The sequence below is a fragment of the Paraburkholderia bannensis NBRC 103871 genome, from assembly GCF_000685015.1.
GTDB lineage: Bacteria > Pseudomonadota > Gammaproteobacteria > Burkholderiales > Burkholderiaceae > Paraburkholderia > Paraburkholderia bannensis.
In genome coordinates this window covers 128,148-152,060 of record NZ_BAYA01000015.1, presented here as the reverse complement: position 1 = coordinate 152,060, position 23,913 = coordinate 128,148, and the positions used below count along the sequence as shown (strand labels likewise).

General features: G+C 59.3%; 19 protein-coding genes and 1 pseudogene. 14 read left to right on the top strand and 6 right to left on the bottom strand.

Annotated elements, in window-relative coordinates:
• Nucleotides 1-87: 87 nt before the first annotated feature.
• Entirely contained in the window at nt 88-552 is a 465-nt protein-coding gene (locus tag BBA01S_RS22995; RefSeq protein WP_027818514.1) for an RbsD/FucU family protein, read from the top strand.
• 2 nt (nt 553-554) lie between these two features.
• Here BBA01S_RS22995 and BBA01S_RS22990 read toward each other — a convergent pair whose 3' ends face one another.
• The gene (locus tag BBA01S_RS22990) at nt 555-884 is read right to left on the bottom strand and encodes a DUF1330 domain-containing protein (protein ID WP_027818513.1); all 330 of its coding nucleotides are present in this window, start codon (nt 882-884) and stop codon (nt 555-557) included.
• A 345-nt stretch (nt 885-1,229) separates the two neighbouring features.
• On the opposite strand from BBA01S_RS22990, the gene BBA01S_RS42275 reads away from it, so the two are divergent.
• Nucleotides 1,230-1,544 (top strand): hypothetical protein, encoded by a 315-nt coding sequence (locus tag BBA01S_RS42275; protein WP_156966046.1) that lies wholly within the window; start codon nt 1,230-1,232, stop codon nt 1,542-1,544.
• Nucleotides 1,545-1,604: 60 nt separating this feature from the next.
• Here BBA01S_RS42275 and BBA01S_RS42270 read toward each other — a convergent pair whose 3' ends face one another.
• Complete coding sequence (locus BBA01S_RS42270; RefSeq protein WP_042297724.1) at nt 1,605-3,752, bottom strand: tetratricopeptide repeat protein; 2,148 nt, start codon at nt 3,750-3,752, stop codon at nt 1,605-1,607.
• A gap of 261 nt (nt 3,753-4,013) precedes the next feature.
• Here BBA01S_RS42270 and BBA01S_RS22975 point away from each other — a divergent pair, with 261 nt between their 5' ends.
• Complete coding sequence (locus BBA01S_RS22975; protein ID WP_027818511.1) at nt 4,014-5,009, top strand: aldo/keto reductase; 996 nt, start codon at nt 4,014-4,016, stop codon at nt 5,007-5,009.
• A 76-nt stretch (nt 5,010-5,085) separates the two neighbouring features.
• Here the strand turns inward: BBA01S_RS22975 and BBA01S_RS22970 are convergent, their stop codons facing one another.
• Nucleotides 5,086-6,138, bottom strand: a complete 1,053-nt coding sequence (locus tag BBA01S_RS22970) for an alcohol dehydrogenase (RefSeq protein WP_027818510.1) — start codon at nt 6,136-6,138, stop codon at nt 5,086-5,088.
• Nucleotides 6,139-6,559: 421 nt separating this feature from the next.
• Between BBA01S_RS22970 and BBA01S_RS22965 the strand changes: the two genes are divergently transcribed.
• Both BBA01S_RS22965 and BBA01S_RS47625 read left to right on the top strand, forming a co-directional pair.
• A complete protein-coding gene (locus BBA01S_RS22965; RefSeq protein WP_027818509.1) occupies nt 6,560-6,976 on the top strand; it encodes a MarR family winged helix-turn-helix transcriptional regulator in 417 nt (138 codons plus the stop codon).
• A gap of 69 nt (nt 6,977-7,045) precedes the next feature.
• Complete coding sequence (locus BBA01S_RS47625) at nt 7,046-7,210, top strand: hypothetical protein (RefSeq protein ID WP_027818508.1); 165 nt, start codon at nt 7,046-7,048, stop codon at nt 7,208-7,210.
• A gap of 78 nt (nt 7,211-7,288) precedes the next feature.
• Here BBA01S_RS47625 and zwf read toward each other — a convergent pair whose 3' ends face one another.
• Both zwf and BBA01S_RS22950 read right to left on the bottom strand, forming a co-directional pair.
• Entirely contained in the window at nt 7,289-8,764 is a 1,476-nt protein-coding gene (gene zwf / locus BBA01S_RS22955) for a glucose-6-phosphate dehydrogenase (RefSeq protein WP_027818507.1), read from the bottom strand.
• Between the two features lie 252 nt (nt 8,765-9,016).
• Nucleotides 9,017-10,357 (bottom strand): Nramp family divalent metal transporter, encoded by a 1,341-nt coding sequence (locus tag BBA01S_RS22950; protein ID WP_042297723.1) that lies wholly within the window; start codon nt 10,355-10,357, stop codon nt 9,017-9,019.
• Between the two features lie 302 nt (nt 10,358-10,659).
• Between BBA01S_RS22950 and BBA01S_RS22945 the strand changes: the two genes are divergently transcribed.
• From BBA01S_RS22945 to BBA01S_RS22935, 3 genes are all read left to right on the top strand, one after another.
• Nucleotides 10,660-11,694, top strand: a complete 1,035-nt coding sequence (locus BBA01S_RS22945; protein WP_084162453.1) for a YncE family protein — start codon at nt 10,660-10,662, stop codon at nt 11,692-11,694.
• Nucleotides 11,695-11,709: 15 nt separating this feature from the next.
• A complete protein-coding gene (locus BBA01S_RS22940; protein WP_027818504.1) occupies nt 11,710-12,717 on the top strand; it encodes a sterol desaturase family protein in 1,008 nt (335 codons plus the stop codon).
• A 202-nt stretch (nt 12,718-12,919) separates the two neighbouring features.
• A complete protein-coding gene (locus tag BBA01S_RS22935) occupies nt 12,920-14,047 on the top strand; it encodes a 3-deoxy-7-phosphoheptulonate synthase (RefSeq protein ID WP_027818503.1) in 1,128 nt (375 codons plus the stop codon).
• Between the two features lie 108 nt (nt 14,048-14,155).
• Here BBA01S_RS22935 and BBA01S_RS42265 read toward each other — a convergent pair.
• Nucleotides 14,156-15,352, bottom strand: a pseudogene (locus tag BBA01S_RS42265) (MFS transporter); the annotation flags it as partial.
• Between the two features lie 673 nt (nt 15,353-16,025).
• On the opposite strand from BBA01S_RS42265, the gene BBA01S_RS46975 reads away from it, so the two are divergent.
• The 6 genes from BBA01S_RS46975 (at nt 16,026) to BBA01S_RS22900 (ending at nt 23,833) form a co-directional block, all read left to right on the top strand.
• Nucleotides 16,026-17,117, top strand: a complete 1,092-nt coding sequence (locus tag BBA01S_RS46975; protein ID WP_156966045.1) for a tyrosine-type recombinase/integrase — start codon at nt 16,026-16,028, stop codon at nt 17,115-17,117.
• A 236-nt stretch (nt 17,118-17,353) separates the two neighbouring features.
• Nucleotides 17,354-18,793, top strand: a complete 1,440-nt coding sequence (locus BBA01S_RS46970) for a hypothetical protein (protein ID WP_156966044.1) — start codon at nt 17,354-17,356, stop codon at nt 18,791-18,793.
• Nucleotides 18,760-20,547, top strand: a complete 1,788-nt coding sequence (locus tag BBA01S_RS46965; RefSeq protein ID WP_156966043.1) for a hypothetical protein — start codon at nt 18,760-18,762, stop codon at nt 20,545-20,547. The genes BBA01S_RS46970 and BBA01S_RS46965 overlap by 34 nt, the downstream gene beginning before the upstream one ends.
• 1 nt (nt 20,548) lies before the next feature.
• Nucleotides 20,549-20,923, top strand: a complete 375-nt coding sequence (locus BBA01S_RS42255; RefSeq protein ID WP_156966042.1) for a hypothetical protein — start codon at nt 20,549-20,551, stop codon at nt 20,921-20,923.
• 859 nt (nt 20,924-21,782) lie between these two features.
• Entirely contained in the window at nt 21,783-22,124 is a 342-nt protein-coding gene (locus BBA01S_RS46960; RefSeq protein WP_156966041.1) for a hypothetical protein, read from the top strand.
• Nucleotides 22,125-22,699: 575 nt separating this feature from the next.
• A complete protein-coding gene (locus BBA01S_RS22900) occupies nt 22,700-23,833 on the top strand; it encodes a dsDNA nuclease domain-containing protein (RefSeq protein WP_027818498.1) in 1,134 nt (377 codons plus the stop codon).
• Nucleotides 23,834-23,913: the final 80 nt, after the last annotated feature.

The window sequence follows — 23,913 nt, the reverse complement described above, 5'->3', positions numbered from 1 at the left end:
AGTATTCCGAACGAATTCCCGCGATTGACCAGGCATACCCAGGCATCCCCCGGCGTCCCCATGCGTCTGTGACAAGGAGAAGACGTGGTGCTGAAGAACCTCGATCCGCTGCTCAATCCCGATGTGCTCCACGCGCTCGCCTCGATGGGGCATGGCGACGAAGTGGTGATCTGCGACGCGAATTTTCCCGCCGATGCCGTGGCGCGCGATTCGGTGCTGGGCCGCCTGTTGCGCATTGACGGCGTGGATTCGCCGCGTGCGGTGCGGGCCGTGCTTTCGGTGCTGCCGCTCGATGGCTTCGTCGAGCATCCGGCGCTGCGCATGGAGATCGTCGGCGATGCACAGACGCTGCCTGCCGTGCAGCGCGAGGCGCAACGCGAAGTCGACGACGCCGAAGGGCGCGCGGTGCCATTCGCTTCGCTCGAACGTTTCGCTTTTTACGAGCGCGCGCGCCGCGCCTATTGCGTGATCGCGACGGGCGAGGCGCGCGGGTATGGCTGCTTCGTGCTCAAGAAGGGCGTGCTGCTGGCGGCGGATCAGCCGCGCAGCTGACGTCAGGCCGCGCGCTCCAGTACCTCGGCCGCGCGATGCGGCTGCGCCACCTGATCGACGATAAAGACGTCACCGCGCGCATGCCGCGTTCGCAGCGGCAGGATCGCCTGGTAGGCCGGCGAGCGGTACCACGCAAAAGCCTTCTCCCGACTGTCGAATTCGATCACGATGAGATCGCCGCGAAAGCGGCCTTCGAGGCTGTCCACCGGGCCGCCGTGGAGGATAAAGCGCCCGCCGTACGGCGCGAGCGTGGCATCGATTTTCTCCAGATATTCGATGATGTCGGCGCACAGTTCGACTTCATGCAGGTGGCCGATGGCATAGGTCGTCATGGTTGTCCTCGCTTGGGTGATGAACCGGTTACGAGAATAGGGCGCCAAGCGGGCCAGATCGATTACCCCGGAGGTCAAGACGCGCTTAACCGGCACCCAGACGACACCCAGACGGCACTCAGCCGACGCTCAATACAAACATTTTTCAGCGCCACGCAAAAAAGACTTGCCAAGGCTAGGGGAAAACCCTAGAATTAACTCGTCTCCTCCATGTCTCCTCCAGATATGGATTCAGCCCGCCCAATTCAGGCGGGCTTTTTCTTTTTCAGCGCCGGAAATCTCGTCGGCGCATCGGCCCGCAGGGGGCCTTGCCTGATCCGTGTGGCGCCCGGCATCGAGAGTAAAATGAAGGGATGGGTGCGCCAGACCGGTACACCGAACGCTCAACTCTTCTTCAACGCTCCGATGAAACCGTCTTCCGCGCAGGAACCCGGGCAGGAATCCAGTCCGACGGCAGGCAAGGACAACCGGCGCAAGCCGCCGCCGCCCTGGCTGTTGAACACGCTGACCGCGCTCGTGGGCATTCTCACGCTCGCGCTGGGCGTGGGCTGGCTGATCCGCAGCTGGATCGTCGACATGGAGATTCCGTACTTTGCGATCCCGCTCGTCATGTGCGTGCCAGTGATCGTCGCCGTGGCGTTCCGCAACTTCTGGGACTGATCCTCAAGGACTGACGCGCGCCGCCAGTCCCGCCGTCAATCCACATTCGCCGGCCGCCGTTCAGGTGGCCGCGCCAAACTTTTCCTCGCACGCCTGGCGCACGCGCTCGATCGCCGTGCTCCAGGTGTCCTTGCCGCTCTGCCGGAAAATCCGCACATTGCCCGGATACCAGGGGGAATCTTCGCGCGTGTCGAGCCAGCGCCAGTCGACGTCGCGGCGCGGCAGCATCACCCAGCAGGGCTTGCCGAGCGACGCGGCCAGATGCGCGGTCGATGTGTCGACGCAGATCAGCAGGTCGAGCTGCGAAATGATCGCGGCCGTATCGACGAAATCGGCGACGTCGCTGCCCAGGTGCAGCAGCGGCTGACTCGATCCCGCTTGTTCGGCGGCGCGCGCATCGTTTTCCCCCGCGCCTTTTTGCAGGCTCACGAACTTCAGGCCCGGCACGCGCCAGAGCGGCGCGAGCGCCGCGAGCGAGGGAATCGAGCGGTTGAAGTCGTTGTGGTGCTTGGGGTTGCCGCGCCACACCAGGCCGATGCGCGGGCCTTCGCCCAGCACGGCAAGCCGCTCGGCCCAGTGCTCGACGCGCGTGGGATCGACGGTAAAGCGGGTCGGCCCGGGCGTCGTATCGAGCGTCGTGCCCAGGCGCAGCGGCAGGCTCAGCGGGCTGGCCCAGTAATCGAATTGCTGGGCGCGCTCGGTGGCTTCGGCGTGCGTGAGCAGCGAGTCGATGCCTTCGACGTCCGCGAGGATGCAATGCAGCGCCTCGACGCCGCCGAACGCCACGTGCGCCGCGCCCTGCGCCTTGAGCAGGCGGGCATAGCGCGAAAACTGGATCATGTCGCCCAGGCCGTCTTCCTGCCACAGCAGCAGCGACTTGCCGGCAATCGGCTCGCCTTGCCAGTGCGGGCAGCTCAGCATGCGGCGCGACGCATAGTGCACGAAGCCGTTGTTTTCGTAGCGGCGCTCGTAGAGCTGCCAGCCTTCCTCGTAGCGGCCCATCGTGATGAGCAGGGTGGCGAGACGGAACAGCGCGTCGCCGTAATCGGGTTCGAGTTCGAGCGCGCGGCGGTAGGCCGCCACGGACTCGTCGAGCGCGCCCTGTTCCTTGAGCACGCTGCCCATGTTGAAGTGCGCGAGCGCCAGGTCGCCGTTCTGGGCGAGCGCCTGCGCAAACGTCTCATGCGCCTCGTCGATGCGGTCGAGCGCGCACAGCACGGAACCGAGGTTGTTGAAGATCTCGGCGCAGCCGGGCGCGAGGCGCAGCGCGACGCGGTAACTGGTTTCGGCTTCCGGATAGCGTTCGAGCCGCTGCAAGGCGACGCCGAGGTTGTAATGCGCCTCCGCGTGATCGGGGCGCAGCATGATCGCCTGACGGTAGAACTGCTCGGCTTCGGCATAGCGCTGCAGGTCGGTCAGCACGCAGCCCAGGTTGTTGAGCGCTTCGACATAATCGGGCCGGATCTGGATGGCGAGGCGGCACGACAGCTCCGCCTCGATGTAACGGCGCTGCGCCTTGAGCAGCGCGCCATAGTTGTTGAGCGCTTCCGGATAGTGCGGCTCGGCGAGCAGCGCCTGGCGATAGGCTTCCTCGGCGTCCTCGATGCGGCCCCGCTCGCGCAGGACATTGGCGAGGTTGTTGTGGGCGCGCGCGAACTTCGGATTGAGCGCGAGCGCGGCGCGGTAGGCCGCTTCGGCCTCGTCGTGGCGGTTCAGCTCGTGCAGCAGGATGCCGAGGTTGTAATGCGCGTCGAGGTGGCCCGGCTGGCGCGCGAGCGCGAGGCGATAGGCGTTTTCCGCCTCCTGCTGGCGGCCGAGGCGGTGCAGCACGATGCCCAGATTGCCGTGCGCGTCGGCGTGGTTCGGGTTGACGTCGAGCAGGTGCCGCCAGACCGTTTCGGCGGCGGGCAACTGGCCGAGCGCCGTGAGCATCGCGGCCAGGCCGTGATAGGCCTCCTCGAACGCGGGCTGCGCGGTGATGCAGCGTTGCCAGAGCGCGTGGGCGACGTCTGCCTTGCCCGAGCCCATCGCGGCCAGGGCGGCGAGATTGAGCGCATCGACGCGTGCGGCGTCATCCTCGCCCGCAGGCGTGCCGACGAGGGGCGCGAGCATCTCGAACGCATCGGCGAAGCGGCCTTGCGCGCACAGCGCGCTGGCTTCCTGCTGGCGCTCGGGATGAAGAGGCGTATCGGTCGTCGTCGAAGTCACGGGGCGGCTGGATAAAAGAAGGGATGGTAGGAAGCTTAAGGCAGGGCGGGCAACGCCAACGGGCCGATTAGAGCAGGCCGTGTGCGGTTATTCCGGCAATGGAGCCTTCAGTGCGGTTACGGTTTGCACGAGGTGGATGTCCTTTCGGCGCTGTAAGGCGTTGCGGCCGCGTCCGGCTGCTTTGCGCGCGTCGCGTTATGCTTCGCAGCATTGCGCGGCGCGCGCCAGACGCAATGAACGTCCGTTAAAAAGGAGCATTGGATGCAATACCGTCGATTCGGCCAGACCGGCCTCAGTGTTTCGCGTCTGTGTCTTGGCACCATGACCTTCGGCCTGCAGACCGAAGAAGACGTGTCCCGCCTCATCCTCGACAAGGCCGCCGACGCTGGCGTGAATTTCATCGATACGGCCGACGTCTATCCGCTCGGCGGCGGCGAAACCCATGCGGGCCGCACCGAGGAAATCGTCGGGCGCTGGCTCAAGGGCCGCCGCGAACGCTTTATTCTGGCGACCAAGGCCGTGGGCAAGGTCGGGTCGTCGCCCTGGGATCAGGGCGCGTCGCGCAAGCATCTGCTCGACGCCATCGACAATTCGCTGCGGCGCCTGGGCACCGATTACGTCGATCTCTACCAGCTCCATTCGGACGACGCCAGCACGCCGCTCGACGAAACGCTGGAGGCGCTCGACACGATCGTGCGTGCGGGCAAGGCGCGCTATATCGGCGTGTCAAATTTCCTGGCGTACCGGCTCGCACGCGCCCTGGGCCGCGCCGATGTGCTGCGCGTGGCGCGTTTTGTCAGCGTGCAGCCGCGCTACAACCTGCTGTTTCGCCAGATCGAGCGTGAGTTGCTGCCGCTCGCAAGCGAGGAAGGGCTGGCCGTGATCCCGTATAACCCGCTCGCGGGCGGCCTGCTCACGGGCAAGTACCGCCACGACAGCAAGCCGGGCGAGGGCCGCTTCTCGCAGAGCGTGGGCGTGGCCGGGTCGATGTATCAGGATCGCTACTGGCACCAGCGCGAATTCGAGAGCGTCGAGCAATTGCGCAGCATCGCGGAGCAGGCAGGGCAGTCGCTCACGACGGCATCGGTGGCGTGGGTGCTGGCGAATCCGCTGGTGACGTCGGCGCTGATCGGCGCGAGCCGCCCCGAGCAGCTGGATGCGTCGATTGCCGCCGCCGGTCTCGAACTCGATCCTGAGCTGAAGGCGAAACTCGATGAAGCGAGCTTCGGCTATCGCATGGGCGATGCGGCGCGTTGATCGCCAGTTGAGTAGCAATCCGAAGTAATTGCGTGAAAGAAAAAAGGGCGGCGCCGCGAGCGCACGCCCTTTGTCGTTACGGCACCAGCACCTGCCGTCCCATCACCTTGCCTTGCGCCAGCGCTTCGAGCGCTTCGTTCACTTCGCCCAGCGGGCGCTGCGTGACCGCCGACGGCTGCATTTTGCCCGCACGCATCAGCGCGACGAGTTCGCGCAGCTCGGGCAGGGTGCCCACATAGCTGCCTTCGATCTTGAGCGGGCGCATCGGGATGATCGGCAGCGAGAGCGTGATGTCGCCGCCCATCAGGCCGACCACCACCACATGGCCGCCGCGCGCGCACGCATCGAGTGCGAGCTTCACAGTAGGCGTCGCGCCGACGAGATCGAGCACCGCGCGCGCGCCGCCGCCGGTGGCCTCGGCGATCTGTCTGGCCGCATCCGTTGCGCGTGCATCGATGGCGGCCAGCGCGCCGGCCTTGAGCGCCGCTTCGCGCTTGGCGGGATCGACGTCCACCACGACCGCGCCTTTCGCGCCGAGCGCCTTGAGCACTTCAATCGCCATCATCCCCAGGCCGCCCGCACCGATGATGACGACCAGATCCTGATGGATGCGCTCGCCGAACTTCTTCACGGCCGAATACGTCGTCACGCCCGCGCAGGCAAGCGGCGCGGCCTTCACGGGATCGAGGCCGCCAAGATCGACCAGGTAGCGCGGGTGCGGCACGATCACGTAATCGGCGAAGCCGCCGTCGCGCATCACGCCCAGCGACTGCGGCTTCATGCAGATGTTTTCTTCGCCGCGCTGGCACGCCGCGCACTGGCCGCAGCCAATCCACGGATGCACGACGGCCACCGTGCCCGTCTTCACGTCGCCGGCTTGCGGCCCCGCTGCGACCACTTCGCCGCAGATTTCATGGCTCAGCGTGAGCGGCAGCTTGATGCCGCGATCGGCCAGCGAGAGCTTCTTGCCGCCGCCCAGATCGTAGTAGCCCTCCCAGATATGCAGGTCGGAATGGCACAGTCCGGCGGCCTGCACGCGCACCAGCACCTCGGTGCCCTGCGGCTGTGGCGTGTCGCGCTGGACGAGTTCGAGAGGCTGGCCGTGATGGGTCACGCAATAGCAACGCATCTGCATCTTTGTCTCCGTGAGTGTTGTGTCGAGCAGGCTGGCGAGGTCGTTTCCTTCGCATCATAACGCGGTTGCGCCAAAAAATCGTCCGATCGTTCGTTTTTCATGGGGGCATAACCGGAGCGCATGTCCTGTCATGTCGAGGTCATGTCGAGGTCATGTCGAGGTCATGGCGGGGTCACTGCGAGGTCACCTCAGGTTCACCGCATGGTCACCGAGCATTCACGAAAAATGCGGGTCGCGTACTATGGCCATTCACATGTCCCCCAATCCTCATGAATTGGGGGCACGCGCAACGAACCCACAATCATTGAACTCGTATTCTGAAGTCCTATCGAATGAATTCGAAAAGTGCCTGTAATCAGGACTCAATAGTGTCGAATTCGTTGCATAGCTAACGATAACCGGTTATCCTGTCGCCATGTTCGATCAGTGTCTCTACTTCAACACCTCGGCGCTTGCGCGTCGCCTGGAACGCGAGTGGTCGGAAGCGTTCGAACCCTTCGATCTCACGCCGCCGCAAGGCTTCATGCTGCGCGCGGTGCTGGAGCGGCCGGGCTCGCTGCAACGCGAGCTGGCCGATCTGCTGTCCATCGCGCGGCCCACGGCCACGCGCGTGCTAGATGGCCTGGAGTCGCGCGGCTACCTGGAACGGCAGCGCACCGAAGGCGACCAGCGTGAAGTGGCGATCGTGCCCACGCCGCAAGCCGTGGCGATTCGCGATGCGCTCAATCACGCCAGCGCGCAGGTCACGGGCCGCATCAAGCGCACGCTGGGCGGCGAGGCTTTCGTGGATACCGTGAGCCGTCTGCGCACGGCGCGTGCGACGCTGGGCTGAAGGTTTCAATCGTTTAAACAGCAACAACAGCGTCGAGAGCGCGCATTTTCAGTACTGGAGTTTTTCATCATGCGCCGCATGATTGCTTTTTTTGTATCGACGTGGCTCGCAGCCGCCATTCTATTTCTGGGTCGCCATTCGGTGCCGATGATGGCGCTAAGCGGCGTCGTGGTGTTCGCGGGGCTCGATCTGTTCCGTCCCGATCATCGCGAGAGCACGCCCGGGCGCGAATAAAAAAACGCCGCGATAAACGCGGCGTTTCGATATTCAGCAGGACGGACGATCGTTCGATCATCCGTTTGCGCCTCTGAATCAGGCCTCTTCAGCCCACGACATGCCCTCGCGCGCGAGCAGCGCCGACGATGCAGCCGGGCCGAACGTGCCCGCCGTATACGTGCGCGGACGGTCGTTCAGTTCCTTCCAGCCGTCGAGAATCGGCTCGACCCACGTCCATGCGGCTTCGAGCTCGTCGCGGCGCATGAAGTGCGTGAGGCGGCCGCGAATCACGTCGATCAGCAGACGTTCGTACGCTTCCGCGCGACGCTCCGGAATCGCCTGTTGCAGGTCGAGGTTCAGGCTCACCGGCAACATGTTCATGCCGCTGCCCGGTTCCTTCGCGAGCATCTGCAACTGGATCGATTCTTCCGGCTGGAGCTGGATCACAAGACGGTTGCCGTAGTTGCGCGGGCCGCTCGGGAAGATCGAGAACGGCAGGTCTGCGAACTCGATGACGATTTCCGACTGGCGCTTTTGCAGGCGCTTGCCCGTGCGCAGGAAGAACGGCACGTTGGCCCAGCGCCAGTTGTTGATGTGCGCGCGCAGGGCGACGAAGGTTTCGGCCTTGCTGTCCGCCGGCACGTTGTCTTCTTCCAGGTAGCCCTTGACCGGCTGGCCGTCCACGGCGCCCGCCGCGTACTGGCCGCGCACCGTGTCGCGGGCGATATCGGCGAGCGACATCGGACGCAGCGAGCGCAGCACCTTGAGCTTTTCGTCGCGCACCGCATCCGGGTCGAGCGACACCGGCGGCTCCATCGCCACGATGCACAGCAGTTGCAGCAGGTGGTTCTGCACCATGTCGCGCAGCGCGCCAGTGTGATCGTAGAAGCCCGCGCGGCTGCCCACGCCTACCGTTTCAGCGACCGTGATCTGCACGCTGCGGATATACGGCGCTTGCCACAGCGGCCCGAAAATCGGGTTGCCGAAGCGCAGCACCATCAGGTTCTGCACCGTTTCCTTGCCCAGGTAATGGTCGATGCGGTAGATCTGCGATTCCGCGAAGTGGCGGCCCACCGACTCGTTGATCTCCACAGCCGAAGCCAGGTCGTGGCCGAGCGGCTTTTCGAGCACGACGCGCGAATTCGCATCGACGAGACCGACTGCCGTGAGGTTGTCGCAGATCGTCGTGAACAGTTCCGGCGAGGTCGAGAGATAGAACGCGCGGATCGCGTGCTCGCGCGACGCGGCCTTCAGGCGCAGGTAGTCGTCGGTCGAATTGACGTCGACGATGACGTACTGGAACAGGCTCAGATAGCGGTCCCACGCTTGCGCATCGAAGGCCTTGGCGTCGATGAAGGGACGCGACTGCTCTTCCATGAACTTGCGATAGTCGTCGACCGTCCAGTTCTTGCGGCCGACGGCGATGATGCGCGTCTCGGCGGGCAGGTTGCCGTGCAGGTGCGCCATGTAGAGCGCGGGGAGCAGTTTGCGCGCGGCCAGGTCGCCGCCGCCGCCGAAGATGATCATGTCGACGGGCTGGTCGGGCGCGGCTTGGGCAGGCTGATTCGTCATGGCAGGTCGCTCGGGTTGTGGCGCTGGTGTGGCGATTTGTGGCGCAGAGTTGCGAAGTTTGCGCTCGCCGCAAGGGCGGGCGCGGTGAAAGAGGCTAATGTTGCATCGTTTCGCGCAAGTTTGCACGCATGGCGGACGAAGTCACCATTGCGCGGCGGGCTATTGAACGGTTCGAGCAGGCCGCGCGCGTGAATTGCGCGAATCGCTCGAATAACGCATGTTGCGCTGCACGCTTCGCGCTGGCCTCGTTTTTTAACGGAGACCAGGGACGCTTACGCCTAAGCTTTGCGCAATCAGCAACGCATTGAGCGCGAGTACAGCCACGGCGCCCACGACCGCGAGCGCGGCCAGCGCCGCGCGATTGCGATAGCGTCCCATGATGTCGCGGCGGCAGGTGAACCAGACGAGCGCAGCCATCGGGAACGGCAGCGCAAGACTCAACACGACCTGGCTGGCAACCAGCGCCTGCGTGGCGTTCACGCCCAGGCCCACTACCGCGAAGCTCGGCGCCATCGTCACGAGGCGACGCAGCCACAGCGGAATCTGGAAGCCCACGAAGCCCTGCATGATCATCTGGCCCGCGAGCGTGCCGACCACCGAACTCGACATCCCCGACGCAATCAGCGACACCAGGAAGATCGCCGCCGCGGCGACGCCGAATAGCGGCGCGAGCGCGTGCCAGGCGGTCTCGATTTCGGCGACATCGGCGTGGCCCAGATGGAAGGACGCCGACGCCATCATCACCATCGCCATGTTGATGAGCCCGGCCAGCGACAGGGCGACGATCACCTCGATGTTGGAAAAGCGCAGCAGGCGCGTGCGCTCGGTGTCGGCGCGCGGTCGCACGCGCGCCTGCGTGAGGCCCGAATGCAGAAAGAGCGCATGCGGCATGACGGTCGCGCCGACGATGCCCGCGGCAATCGTCACGGCCTGCGCATCGGGCAGGCGCGGCGCGGCCAGGCTGCGTGCGACTTCGCTCCACGCAACCGGCGTGATGAAAAGCTCCAGCAGATAGCACAACCCGATCACGCCGACGAGCCCGCCAATCACGAGTTCCAGCGGCCGGAAACCGGCGCGTTCGAACATCAGCAAACCGTAGGTGACGAGCGCGGTCATCGCCATGCCCGCGAGCAGCGGCACGTGCAGCAACAGCGCGAGCCCGATTGCGCCGCCGAGAAATTCGGCCAGATCGGTGGCCATCGCCGCGATTTCGCTGACGATCCACATGAGCCAGACGAGCGGGGCGGGCAGGTGCTCGCGGCAAAGCTCGGCGAGATTGCGCCCGGTGACGATGCCGAGCTTCGCGGAAAGCGCCTGGAACAGCATCGCGACGAGATTGGCGAGCACCACGACCCACAGCAGCGCATAGCCGTAGCGCGCGCCCGCCTGGATATTGGTCGCGAAATTGCCGGGATCCATGTACGCGACCGAGACGATCACGGCAGGCCCCGCGAGCGGCAGGAGCAGCGCTGCGCCACGCCGGCGCCCTTCGAGCGCTTCGCGCACCTTGCGCGCCGTGCTGGCGGACAGGCCGTCGGGCACGTCATGCAGGCTGTCGTCGCCTGGGTCGTCCTGACGGGTGCGATGTTGCATGAACGCCTCGCCGAAATGAAGCGGCTGGATTGAGAGGGTCTAAACGCGCTGCGCCAATCGGGCGCACACAAAACCCTGTAGGAAAACGCCTCGCCGCGTCATCGGAATACGACCCTCGCGCGTTAACGAGGCGTTCCGCGCGTGCAATCTGCGGATCGCTTTACAGTCCGCTTCGCTGCCCGGTTTCAGCGGGGTTTCGTCTGGCTTTCGCCCGCGTTGCGGCGCACCAGTCTCTATCTCAGCACAAACCGGCCCTGCACGCGCTCACTCCGGTTTCGCACCGGTTCTCTTGCTCCTACGAAATGCCAGAATTCCCGACATTCAGCTTTACCCGGAACCCGAGACGCGGCCTTGCAGCGGCGCTGCTCCTCGGCGGTTTTGTGTGCAGCGCGCTCGCTCATGCGGACACTGCGGCCAACGACAAGGTCATTGTGCTCGACTCCGGCGAGGCGCAGCTCTCGCTGATCGACGAAGCGAGCCGCAGCGTCGTCGGCACCGAGCCCACCGGCAAGGAACCGCATCACCTGATGATCACGCCCGACGGCCAGTCGCTGATCGTCGCCGATTCGGTCTCGAACGACCTGATGTTCCTCGATCCGCACACGGGCAAGGTGCAGCGCCGCGTCGAAGGCATCGAAGACCCTTATCAGCTTGGCTTCTCGCCCGACCACAAGTGGTTCGTGACGGCGGGCCTGCGCCTCGACCGCGTCGATGTCTATAGCTACAACGGCCATGACGTGACGATCGCGAAGCGCATTCCGTTGGCGAAGACACCCAGCCACATCACGTTCTCGTCGGACAGCAAGATTGCGTTCGTGACGCTGCAGGACACCGGCGAAGTCGCGGCCATCGACCTGGCCTCGCAGACCGTGCTCTGGAAGCTGCACATCGGCAACACGCCCGCGGGCCTGTGGATGACGCCCGGCGACAAGTACCTGCTGGTCGGCATGACGGGCGAGGACGACGTGGCCGTGGTGGATCCGCACACCCATACGCTCGTGAAGAAGATCCAGACTGGGCGCGGCGCGCACAACTTCCGCAATCTCGACGACGGCAAGCATGTGGTCGTGTCGAATCGCGTCGAAAGCACCATCAGCATTCTCGATTACACGACGCTCACCAAGGTCGGCGACATCACGGGCCTGCGCCCCGGCCCCGACGACATGGAACTTTCCGCCGACAAACGCTATCTGTGGGTTACGTTCCGCTTCGCGCGCCACGTGGGCATCATCGATCTCACGACGCGCCAGCTGATCGACACGATTGCCGTGGGCCGCTCGCCGCACGGCATCTACTTCGCGAACCGCGCGCCGGTGGTGGCGCCGAATCCGGACTGACGACCGGGAGTTTCGATGCTTGATACGCTGCTTTCGCAGGCCGACAACCTTGTTTCGTGGCTGCAGACCCTCGTCTACGTGGACGTGGTGCAGCCGATCTTCTACAAGGTCGGTCTGATGGGCTACGACGAGGACACCTACGACGCGCTCTACTGGGTGATCGTCGGCGTGCTCGAAATCCTGCTGACGTACGTGCTGCTGCGTCCGCTCGAAGCGCTGCGCCCGCTGGAGGCGTGGAGCGACCGCAAGGTGGTTCGCGCGGACGTCTGGTACACGTGGATCGCCAAGCTCGGCATTCTGAATATCGCGTTTTTCTTCGTGCTCACGCCGCTGTTCAATCACTGGCAGAGCCTGATGGCTATTCACAATATTCCGAATATCGACGTCGACAGTCTGTGGCCCGGCGTGACGGACAGGCCGTACGTGTCGTTCGCGATCTATCTGATCGTGCTCGATTTCGCGGGTTACTGGTATCACCGCTGGCAGCATCGCTTTGGCGTGTGGTGGGAGCTGCACGCGGTGCATCACAGCCAGCAGCAGATGTCGCTGTGGTGCGACGACCGCAATCACTTCCTGGACGACGTCATCCAGGCGGCGTTTTTCGCGGCGATTTCGCTGCTCATCGGTGTGCCGCCGGCGCAGTTCGTCGTGCTGATCGCGGTGAGCAACTTCCTGCAGGCGGTGCAGCACGTCAATGCGCGGCTCGACTATGGCTTCGTGCTGGAGCGCCTCCTGGTGAGCCCGGCGTTCCATCGCCGCCACCATGCGATTGGCTACGGCCACGAAGGCACACGCTACGGCTGCAACTTCGGCGTGCTGTTTTCGTTCTGGGACGTGATGTTCCGCACGGCCTCGTGGAACAAGGCGCACGAGCCGACCGGCATCCGCGATCAACTGCCCGCGCCGCAAGGCCGCGGCGTGAACTACGGCGAGGGCCTGATGGCCCAGCAGTGGCTCGCGTTCGTGCGCATCGCGCGTCGGCTGGCGGGCAAGGGCTATCCGCTGGGCGGGTCGGCCAACTGATTCGCTGAACGTTCGCGTTCTTGATGTCTTGCGAGGCGGCCTGTGTGCCGCCTCGTTTCGTTTTCGGCCGGTTCACGCGCGCTTTCCAGGTTTCAGCGCCGATTCGAGACGTCGCGTCGAGTGCGATAATCCGCGTTCGTCCCCAACACCTATCTCGCGTAGTTCGTGCAGCTTAAGCAGCCGGGCGCCTGAGGAGAACATCTTGAGCCGTATCGACAATCCGCAGCACGACCAGGAAGTCGGCGTCGCCGACGCTACCCAGGACACCACCCGCATCGACGACGTGCGCATCGGCGCGGTGCGCCCGCTCATCTCGCCCGCGCTGCTGCTCGACGAACTGCCGGTGCCGCAGGCCACCCAGACGCTCGTCGAAACGAGCCGCGCGCAGATCGCCGACGTGCTCGCACAGCGCGACGACCGCCTCGTGATCGTCGTCGGCCCGTGCTCGATCCACGACCACGACCAGGCGATCGAATACGCGAAGCTGCTCAAGGCGAAGGCCGACACGCTCAAGGACGATCTGCTGATCGTCATGCGCGTGTACTTCGAAAAGCCGCGCACGACGGTGGGCTGGAAGGGCTATATCAACGATCCGCGTCTGGACGGCAGCTTCCGCATCAACGAAGGCCTGCGCGCGGCGCGCCAGTTGCTGCTCGAAATCGACGCACTGGGCCTGCCCACTGGCACCGAGTTCCTCGACCTGCTGAGCCCGCAATACATCGCCGACCTGGTGGCGTGGGGCGCGATCGGCGCACGCACGACCGAAAGCCAGAGCCATCGGCAACTGGCGTCGGGGCTGTCGTGCCCGATCGGCTTCAAGAACGGCACGGACGGCGGCGTGCAGGTGGCGGCGGACGCCATCGTCGCGGCCAGCGCGAGCCACGCCTTCATGGGCATGACCAAGATGGGCATGGCCGCGATCTTCGAGACGCGCGGCAACCAGGATTGCCACGTGATTCTGCGCGGCGGCAAGAGCGGCCCGAATTACGACGCGGCCTCGGTGGCGGCGTGCTGTGCTGCGCTGGCGAAGGCGGGGCTGCGTGAGGAAGTCATGATCGACTGCTCGCATGCGAACTCGAACAAGGCGCATCAGCGCCAGATCGAGGTGGCGCGCGATATCGGCGAACAACTGGCGGGCGGGGAAAAGCGCATCGTCGGCGTGATGATCGAAAGCCACCTGGACGAAGGTCGCCAGGATCTGAAGCCGGGCGTGCCGCTCAAGCGCGGCGTGTCGATCACCGACGCGTGCATCAGCTGGGCGCAGACGGAGCCGGTGCTCGACGGCCTGGCCGAAGCGGTGCGCGCGCGGCGCAAGACGCTAGCGGGCTGAAATGACGGGGTGGTGACGGGGTGGTAACTACCCTGACTTTTTGCGCATAAAACAACGCGCGGCGGACTGGAAAGTCCGCCGCGCGCTTTTACTTTTTGAAGCGGTGATTTACGACTGTGCCGGGCGTACTTGCGGCGTGACCGGGCTATGCGTACCCGGCCCGGCGGGTTCGTCGCCTGCGCCGCGCACCTGCGACACCCACGCCACCGCGGTGACCGTGAACACCGCGGCCAGCCAGCCGTTCTGGCCGAAGCCCACCAGCGTGCCGTTCGCGCCGTTCGTGAGGAGCAGGCCGCCCACCCACGCGCCGATGCTCATGCCCAGTGCCTGCACTGCGTTGTTGGCGCTGAGGAAGGCACCGCGTCGCGCGGGTTCGGGGATCGTCGTAATGAGCGCCTGCATCGGCACCATGCGGCCCGAGAGCGCGATCATGAACACCGCGAAGAACGCCACCAGCGCCACGAAGGGTAGCGTTGGCAGGTGCGTGACGAACATCACCGGCACGATCGACAGCAGCGCCATCACGCGGAAGATGCGGCGCTTGCCGTAGCGATCCGCAAGCCGTCCCACCGCGCGCGAGGTCACGAACGTGGACGCGCCGCCCGCCATATAGAGCCACGAAAGCTTCTCGGGCGCGACGCCGTGGTTGGCGACCAGCATCGGCGAGATGAACGGAATCACCAGCATGTGCGCCGTCATCATCGTGAAGGTCAGCGTGAACGCCTTCAGGTGGCGCGGCAGCGTGAGCAGTTGCCACAGGCGCGGCAGGATCTCGCCGATGCGCGTCTCGCGATCCACGTGCTCGGTGAGCGGCGGCACCACGCGCGAGCCCGCGATCCAGATGACGGCCGACAGCACCACCAGCAGCATGAACGGCGCGCTCCAGCCGAAGTGCGCGCCCAGCAGGATGCCTGCCGGCACGCCCGCGATGGCGGCAATCGAGAACGCCGTCATGATCACGCCGGTCGCCGCGCCACGCCGCGCGACGGGAATCACGTCGCTGACGATGGCCATGACGATCGAGCCGAGAATGCCGCCCGTGAGGCCCGCGAAGGCGCGCGCGGCCAGCAGCAGATGGAAGTTGGTCGCGAGCGCGCACGCCAGGTTCGACAGCGCGAACAGCGCGTACGTCACCTGCAGCAGACGACGCCGGTCGAAGCGGTCGATATAGGTCGCCGCGAACAGGCCGGACAGCCCCGAGCACAGCGAATACGCCGAGACCGCCGTGGCGAAAGCCGCCGGCGTGATCGCGAACGCATGCATGATCTGCGGGCCGAGCGGCATCATCACCATGAAATCCATGATGTTAGCCTGGGCAGAGGTGTCAACTTAGGATACTGAAATTCGTAGGTTTGCTTTTGATGTTTTTTATAATTTTAAAAAATCGATGCTTGCCAGCAGGCAAGCTATCGAGCACGTAAATCGAAGCGATTGGTTTGACAAATTCTCATTAATAAACTTTGTGTCTGCTGCGTTATTGAATGACAAGTACAGTGTGTGAAACAAATTGTAATTTGCCCCTGTTATTTGGCGAGTGCATAATCTGAAGGTGTGCTCATATAAATAGGGTTCGATCGAAAGGAGCATTCCCTGTAAGTGGGCCGGCGACACTCGCGGCGAGATGCTTGTCAAACATATGCTTGCATTTCAGCGGGTCGTACTCTATCTTTCTAAACTTATCTCCGGCCGTTAGGCCAAAAGTCTTGCTCGTACTGGGCACTCACAGCAGCAAAAATGTGCCCCAAGTTGCCAATTTGAGATTGTTTGGCTTTAGCTAAATCGAGCGAGCTGAAGCGAACACTTAACGTCATACGAGGTTTTGTATGCGAGTGTTCGCTTGCGCCCGGAATTCCGGGTTTGTATATCTTGTCGTCCGACGTCGGAAGGCGGCGCGAGTGCGTTCGCCTCAAAATGAATCATTCAGGCCTCAAGGCGAGTCGCTAAATCGAAGCACGACAGCGCCGGAAAGGAGCTCCCTTTGAAGCTCCTTTTCCATAGCTACGGCGTCGCGGGCTACGTGCCCGCCGGCTTCCAATTCCCTACGCTGATTGACTCGCGCGGCTTCACTGTCGTTGCTGTCAACCTATACATATTGCATCAACTTGCAACGAACGCCTGGGCATCTGAAGTGTCGGTGCGCACGAGTGCGCAGCGGTTACTCGATATATTTTCATATTTTGAAGATAATGAAATTCCATTTGATCGAATATCCGTTTCTAATTTAACGGAATATCGTGATTTTAAACTCAGGTTCGGCGTCGATGGGAAACCATGTGCGCAGAATACTGTAAATACCTCTGTTAATCTTTTCAAAAGATATTGGGCATGGGCGTTGCGGGAGGGGTTCATTAGCGAAAGCGCACCCGTATCAATCACTGAATACAATACACGCACTCGAGGGCTACCGGCTTTCGCCGATTTGTGGCTCCCGACTGCAGAAGAGATCAAGAGATTCGTTTCGCAAATGCGCGGGCCCGAGGAGCGCATTGCGACCGGGTTGACTTTCTGCACTGGACTTCGGCGCTCCGAGGTGACATCGCTGCCGGCGGACATTCTGTTGAGTATCGACCAAATGGACAGGCGTCGAGGTGCGATTCGCCTTGAATTGGACGGCTATCATGCGCCAACCAAAGGCAATCGACGACGAACGGTGGAGATACCCGTTCGACTATACGGCGAGATGATCAATTACAAGATGAGTGATCGTAGGGCGACCCGTATCGAAAGATCCTCGCTGGAGTGCAACACCCTGCTGGTGACAAAATATGGGCGCCCCTGCAATCCAGACTGGTTAAACGACGCCTTCTCGCGTGCGAGCGAATTATGTGGTTTCGCTATTCATCCTCATCTCTTAAGACACTGGTACGCAACAAGATTTTTGGAGTACGAAACATCCGAGCGATTCAACGGAAACGAGATCGCAGCAGTGGAAGCGCTTCAGCGATTGTTAGGCCATGCTGATATAAAAACGACCTTCGGCTACGTACACCTCGCCATGCTGGAGGGGTCGGAAAAAGTGCGTGCGCTGACGCATTATCAACGTGCACTCGATGACATGCTCAAGGAGTAAAAACTGTGCGGAAACCTCGAGTCCGTAGGGAAAGTGTCGCTGGTACTGTACCGCGCACGATTAGCGAAGCTCCGTGGCCGAAGTGGATTTATATAAAGGAGCCAGGTAAAACTAGAGCGTTTAGATTCGACTCGGGGATTGCGCCAGAGCTATTTTGTCTTGCAAAGGAATTCAGTAATACTTTATATCAATTAAGATTGGAATGTCGGCCACGAACCCTTGAAGAGCTATATCGTGTGGTGATGACCTACCTCAGGGCGTTGAGCAAGTGTCCAGAGATTGCACGTCCTCAGTCAATATGCAATATCTCAAAAATTCACTTAACGGATTTTCAGAGCGTGCTCGCTCGTTCGGATGAAAGTCGACCGGTGATGGCACGCGCATCTGCTGACTCGCGAGCGCCAGTTCCTGGGCATCTGCGTGCAATCGTCAGGGATGCATGGCGGCTAGGAGTCGCAAGTGGAGCTGTCCGCCCAGACCTCGGTGAGCATGGTTTGCGAAATGTACCAGTTCGGAATAAATCAAGTAAGCCTATTTATTCAAACCGAGAATTAAAAGAAATCATCCGATTTCTTATTAAGCGACGTGCGATTCCTCGAGGCGACGGGCTTGCTTCGGAAAGGACGTATCTTGCGTGTTGCATTTGCGTGATTGCAGTATTTATACCAATAAATCGTTCTAGTGTTTTTGACTTAAATGGCAACTCATTGCATCGCGGTGAGAATGAAAGGCGATTTGATGTAATTGTAACAACAAAAAATAGACCGGTTAAATCTGCGAACAGATTACCGGAACTTAAGTCGGAGATCGATTGTCCCGTCGAAGGGTTTGTAGAGGTTAAGAGGGGGAAGAGTGAGGTAAGAAAAATATTTGAAGAGAATAAGGAATTTAATATAAAAATGGGGAGATCTCAAGGCGGTCCTCTTTTCGAATGCATGTATAACAGTGTTGTTGCTAAATATAAGGGGGTGTATGGTCGTGTAAATGATACCGCGTTTAAAGAGGGTATGAGAAGAATTCATGAGGAATTCGATGTGCTAGATGATAACGGTAGGCCTTTGAGGATTTTATTGAGTAAATTACGGAGAACCGTTGAGAATAGACTGCCAAATGATGTTCGTATGAGGGATAGGGCTAAAGTTCTTAACCATAAAGATCTCGACACTACGGGTGCAGTTTATGAAACGGTTACGGACAACGATCACTTTGATTTTTACAGGGGGCTTAAAGCAATTTCAATTGCTGTAACTAGATCGGATAAAGATGCAATGGTATGGGCGAGGGACTCTGGACTTTCGCCAGACACCATGAAGCAGTTACTTGCGGGGATGCTGAAGACCAAAGTGGCGTCGTGCAGCGACCCGATTAATGGTGATTTTTCACCGAAAAATGGGAAAAATTGCTCGGAAACCCTCGCATGTTTTGGCTGTAATGCATTGGCAGTGACGTTGACGGATCTATATAGACTTGCAAGTCTGGAGCGACGTATTAAGCTGGATATTGACAGTGGAATTTTGCATGATAATTTCAAATCAAAGTTCAAAGTAATTTTGGAAGTTATTGATTTGGAAATTTTCACTCAATTTGAGCGGCGCCATGTGGAATTTGCTCGTGACAAAGCTCGGCGAGAATTGCACCCTATGTGGAAGCGAACAATATCATTGGTGAAATTATGACTGGCGCTAGACAATATAAGGCAAAGCTGTCGCGTGAAAAGATCGTCGATGCAGTAGTTGATGAATTTCCTTTTGATATAAGCGATTCAAAATGGATTGTTACTCAGGAAATCAGGGAGAAGTTTAATTTTTACGTATGGGTGTCGATCGATTTTGAATTGAAATTTCCTGATGGTACTGTTTTTACTGATGATAAATATTCAAACATGTTGATGATAGTCAAGAGATTTATGAAAATGAAGTGGGAAAATTCCAAGGGAGATTTACGGCAAATTTGGAAAAAATTGTCATATTTCATTGAATTTTTGGTGAACGTTAGGGGCGTGTCGTGTTTGTCGGAGGCGTGGGGGATTGATGAATATGTTGCTCATCGAAAAGCGTTGGGGAACTTGAGATGCAAGGGCGAAAAGGTAGGTAATGGTAAAAAATCAAATTTGACGGAAGGTGCTTTGTATAAATACCTTGCTCCTGTAAAGGAGCTCTGGCATTTTAGCTCACAGATGAAATATGGTCTGGCAACCGAACCATGGCCAGGCAGAAGGGCGGCAAAGGTCGCCGGAGTCAAAGTCAACGAAGTGAATCGGACTCTTCCATATGATTTGCATGTGTTTGCTGGGTTCATTCGCGTTGCGAGAAAAGATTTAGAGGCGATAGATGAAGTATGTAGGTTCATCCTTTCAAAGGCAGATTTTTCTCAGAAAATATCGGCTGCGAACCGTTTGCGCACAGCGGCTGCCATCGCTATCGCTGCGACTGAAGGGATGCGAGCTGAGGAAATTTATGCCCTTGATATCAATTGTCTAAAAAAAGGGGGGATACGGATTAATAATAGTGAATCAGTTGATGTACATTGGATACACGGTCGTATTTTCAAAGGTGAACCCTCTGGGGGGCGACCACATAAATGGTTAGCTTCCGACGAAGCTATCTTGGCTGTTGAAGCAATGAAAAAGCTTCGCGCTGCTTTTGAAAAGGCTATCAAAAGGGGGATTTTTTCAATCAAACAGGCTGAGGTTTTCACAAGGTCGCGAGGCTATCTGTTTCCAAAATTTCGTGTACGGGATGGGAGTAAATCATTTAAATCAACTAACGGATTGTGTGCGCTTAAGAATTATATTCAGCGTCCGGAGGTTCGTGAATTTTTGGGCGATGATGTCGACGTTACGCACCGACGCTTTCGGCCAACTATCGCGCGTGCCTTCGCTCGGCTCAAGCTAGGTGACGTCACGTATTTTAGACATCATTTTGGACATGCGTCGTGGACCACCACCAGAGGCTATTTTTTGACATTTGCAGATGATGAGTTTCAGTCTGAGGTGAGTGATTTCGTAAATAGTGAAGCGCAGAATATGCTTCATGATGTTCTCTCCTCTTCGCATCCGCTGCAAGGGGGGCGCGGTCGGCAAATCGATCAACATCGTAGAGAGTATCCGGTGATGACGTTCGAAGGAAAAAAAGCGCTCATTCGCAGCTTGCAGCGCGGGCATCAAATTCGTGTCGGCCCTCAATCGCTTTGCATGGCTAAGAATGGCAGTTCACTTTGCTCACAAGATTGCCTGTACGAGGAAGAAGCCTGCCTGGATTGTCCAAATGGTGTCGTTACGAGCCACCATTTGCCCGTTTGGGAGGATATGCGTGAGCGCAACAGGGCGTTGCTTCGTGATCTGCCGGTTGGTTCGCCTGGAGAGATCGCGATTTCGGAAAACTTGAAAGATATTGAGGCCGCGATCAGAAATATGGGGGGGGAATTGTGAGATGAGACGAGATCGGTCCCGTACTGAAATTGAAACCCTTTTGTTCCAGTTGATATTCGATGTGGCGATGGGAAAATTGGACGCCCGAGTTTTGAATCGCACGGAGTTTGCTCGGGCTGCGGGACTTTCGCGTCAGGCACTTTACAAAAGCCACGAGGACGTAGTTTCTGTACTTGTATATTTGTCTAGATCAAGAGAGCGTAAATCAAGTGATGTAATGCTTGCCGAACGAATTAAGGTATTACTTGAGGAAAAAAATGATGCCGAGAAGAAGCTCAAGGGTGCGGTGCAGCAGAACGGCGAGTTGCTAGTGCAAATCTACGACCTTCGGGCGCAACTCAAAGCACGGGGGCTGTCGATTGTCTCGCAAAAGTAGGGCAAAGTTTTTTCGCCGCGAGTGACTATTGTCCGCTAATGGGAGGTGTCTATATGGACGAGTATATCGATGGCGTTATCGTTAACTCAGCACGGGACAGGCGCGCGCTGGAGTATCTTCTCGTAAAGTGCGGTAGCGAGGCAGTGGAGCGGGCGTGTGAGAGCCTCGTGGGTCGACGCAAGACGTACGTTTCAAACATAGCGAAAGCACTGGGCGTAACAATCCCAGACGCAGTCGTTATCACGCCGCGAGATGATGCCCGAAAGCAACTCGCCGACTTAAAGGCCTTTCTCAATAAGCCCAAATAGGAGATTGACAAAGCTTAGGATCTATCGCGTGGAGAATCCGCTATGAAGCAACGCTCAGAGGCGATAGGTATTGAAGTGTGTTTCGATGGTGCTCGGGCGCTACTCGCCGCTCGATTAAGCATCACCATCGGGCGATGATGCACGCGCTTTCACAGGCTCTGCCGCCTGACGCAGTATAGAACGAATACGATATAAACCTGCGAGTAGTGGCGGACCCCAGGTGCCAGAGCGACGGCTAGATTTGTGTGACAAGAGAAGTCCACCTTCCGCGGCGGCCGGCGACGCGTCTGTCCAGATGCGACGTGATGCTTTTTTGAGGCCGTTTGCATCGTATCCGCGGCGTCTGCATCGGGGCGCCAATCCTTCTGGTGAAGCTTCCCACTTCGCAAGGCTCTTCGAAAATAAGGGCTTGTCGACAGAACGGTCGCTGTAAGGTTCCCGCGCTGATTTGCGCCATATCTGACACACTAAGATGATTGGGGGGGGCGGATATAGCATTTTGGCCTTGTTTGGGGGGGGCGAGCGATCAGGCGTGAGGCAGCATTTCGGCCATGTTGGTGCTTGTTGTTCCACTTACGATGCGCCTGCTGCGACGGCGTCCAAGCGTGGCTGCAGACGGCGGTGCAAAGCTGAGCGGTAAAGATCCATGGGATGAATTTCTCGATGCGGTCAATCGCGTGCACAGTGGCCTGTTCAAACTGGTAGCGCAGCTAATCGGAGGAGCGGACGGTTCAACGGATATCTCTCCGGTTTCCTGGCCAACCGCGCGAATATGTAGCGCTGGCATCGGCGAGCGGCAGCCGCTCGCGATGCAAGTTCAGCTTCGGCTAGGTTTCACCCGCTCGCTCATACTTGTGAATTTCAATGGTCGATTGGAGGCTATTTGCTGGTGATGACCTTTAGCTCTGTGCCTGAGATGTTCTTCAGATAGATGTAGCTCGCTCCGAGCACTGTTAGCATCTCATCGGTAATGCGAGCTTCCGAGATGGCTGGTTGGACAATAAAGAATCCAATCCGAACCTCGACGTCTCGACATTTGTTGCGTAGTAAACCACAGGCGCTTAAGCGGGAATTCCTCATAGTCCCAGCCTGCTCGTCCCACTCTCGTGCACAAAATTCGTGATTGCCATCAAAAGCGAACTAGCGATATGAGCGCAGTTATATGGGGCGGTCAATTTCGTTGGTTGCCAAACGTTTGCGGAAGCCGGGCTTATACGAAATATATGCCAATCGCATTGTGCCTTGCTTCTGGTATCGACTATCTTCCCAGAAGCGATACACCGCGTAGAGTTTCGCTACGTATCGGAGCGCATCACCACCTTGGCAGAAGTTGGGGTTACGGGAGTTGAAAGCATAGTAGAATTCGGATGACCTACGCGCCTCGGGGAAGGGGGCACTGGTGCCCAGAACAGGTATACCGCAGAGCCTAATTCGATAGATTTGTCCGCAAACTATAATCATTCCAGGAATGAAAGCGTTCGACCCATCAATCCATCGACAAGAGATTGAAGACCTCGAGGATGACGACGATCATCATGACTTCGGCGGCTCTCATGGTAATAAAGGCCATGACTTTGCTCACTTTTGGCTGATCGTTCGACTGTTGGAGGTGGAAAAAAATGGCGAGATAGACTACATGTTTGTCTGCGAATTCATGCAAGATATTGCGGAGTTCGATTCGAGTACTATTCCCGCCAAAGTGACGCTCTATCAGCTCAAAAAGAAGGAAAATGGCTACTGGAAAACCTCAGACCTGACTGGGCAGACAGACAAGGACAAGACTCCAAAGCCGCAGAAGCCTGTGTCGAAGCTATATAAGAGCGTTCAGGCGTTCAAGAGCGTGCAGGCGCGCGGGGCTTTCGTCTCAAATGCCAAATTCGAGATAGAGCTATCTAGCGACGAGAGTTCAGTCAACAGTGAAGTTATCTCGTTGTCAGACTTGGCTGATGACCACAGCCTTCCCTTAAGAAAGGGCTTTGGCCAAATTGCAGGCATTCCTGAGACTGATGTCGACTTAAGCCTGCTGGAGCTAAAGCGCGTGTTGCTGCACGTGGATGACCTGCAGCGACACACCACAGGGATTATGGCGGACTTCCTAACTGGTGTCGCACCGGAGCACGTCAGTCAAGCAACGTCCCTCGTTGACACGCTTTACGTGCGAATCAAGGCCGCCAGTCGTCGAACTGATAAGTCAAAGACCTGGGCCGATCTGGTTCAGCGTCGCGGATTTGGAAAGCTAGCCTTCAAGATGGCGGTGGAGAGCCTGGCCGCAACACCGGACGCGGCTGGGTCACGGCGTCGATTGTTCGAGAGGCTTGCGCAAGGATGGAATTCTCGACGTACCGACAGGGTCGCTGCTGCTCTCACGAGATGTGCGCGAGAAAAAATTCTTGTCGGCACGGGTAATCGTTGGTCAATCGATCGCGAAGTGGTCCGGGCAGCTTGTGAGTATGCGGACGCGAAGGGAAAAGGTGATGAGGATCTCTTTGCAGTGGTGGAGCAACAGCTTATTGAGCAACTCCCAGAGCTGTCACTTGATGAAATAAGTGCGCTTGCAATTTATGAGATCAGCGAATGGAGCGTAAGCCAAATCCTCGCCTAGTTTTGCGGGCAATGCGTAAACAAAAAAATGTCGAACTTGCGATTCAAGAGAATAAGAATTTGCTCAGAGTTGGAGCAGAA

Excerpts from the sequence above, each read along its gene's own strand:
- BBA01S_RS22990 (WP_027818513.1), bottom strand. The coding sequence starts at position 884 with ATGACGACCTATGCCATCGGCCACCTGCATGAAGTCGAACTGTGCGCC.
- BBA01S_RS22900 (WP_027818498.1), top strand. The coding sequence starts at position 22,700 with ATGAAAGCGTTCGACCCATCAATCCATCGACAAGAGATTGAAGACCTC.
- BBA01S_RS47625 (WP_027818508.1), top strand. The coding sequence starts at position 7,046 with ATGCGCCGCATGATTGCTTTTTTTGTATCGACGTGGCTCGCAGCCGCC.
- BBA01S_RS22970 (WP_027818510.1), bottom strand. The coding sequence starts at position 6,138 with ATGCGTTGCTATTGCGTGACCCATCACGGCCAGCCTCTCGAACTCGTC.
- BBA01S_RS42275 (WP_156966046.1), top strand. The coding sequence starts at position 1,230 with ATGAAGGGATGGGTGCGCCAGACCGGTACACCGAACGCTCAACTCTTC.
- BBA01S_RS22950 (WP_042297723.1), bottom strand. The coding sequence starts at position 10,357 with ATGCAACATCGCACCCGTCAGGACGACCCAGGCGACGACAGCCTGCAT.
- BBA01S_RS22975 (WP_027818511.1), top strand. The coding sequence starts at position 4,014 with ATGCAATACCGTCGATTCGGCCAGACCGGCCTCAGTGTTTCGCGTCTG.
- zwf (WP_027818507.1), bottom strand. The coding sequence starts at position 8,764 with ATGACGAATCAGCCTGCCCAAGCCGCGCCCGACCAGCCCGTCGACATG.
- BBA01S_RS22940 (WP_027818504.1), top strand. The coding sequence starts at position 11,710 with ATGCTTGATACGCTGCTTTCGCAGGCCGACAACCTTGTTTCGTGGCTG.
- BBA01S_RS46960 (WP_156966041.1), top strand. The coding sequence starts at position 21,783 with ATGTTGGTGCTTGTTGTTCCACTTACGATGCGCCTGCTGCGACGGCGT.
- BBA01S_RS42255 (WP_156966042.1), top strand. The coding sequence starts at position 20,549 with ATGAGACGAGATCGGTCCCGTACTGAAATTGAAACCCTTTTGTTCCAG.
- BBA01S_RS22945 (WP_084162453.1), top strand. The coding sequence starts at position 10,660 with ATGCCAGAATTCCCGACATTCAGCTTTACCCGGAACCCGAGACGCGGC.
- BBA01S_RS22965 (WP_027818509.1), top strand. The coding sequence starts at position 6,560 with ATGTTCGATCAGTGTCTCTACTTCAACACCTCGGCGCTTGCGCGTCGC.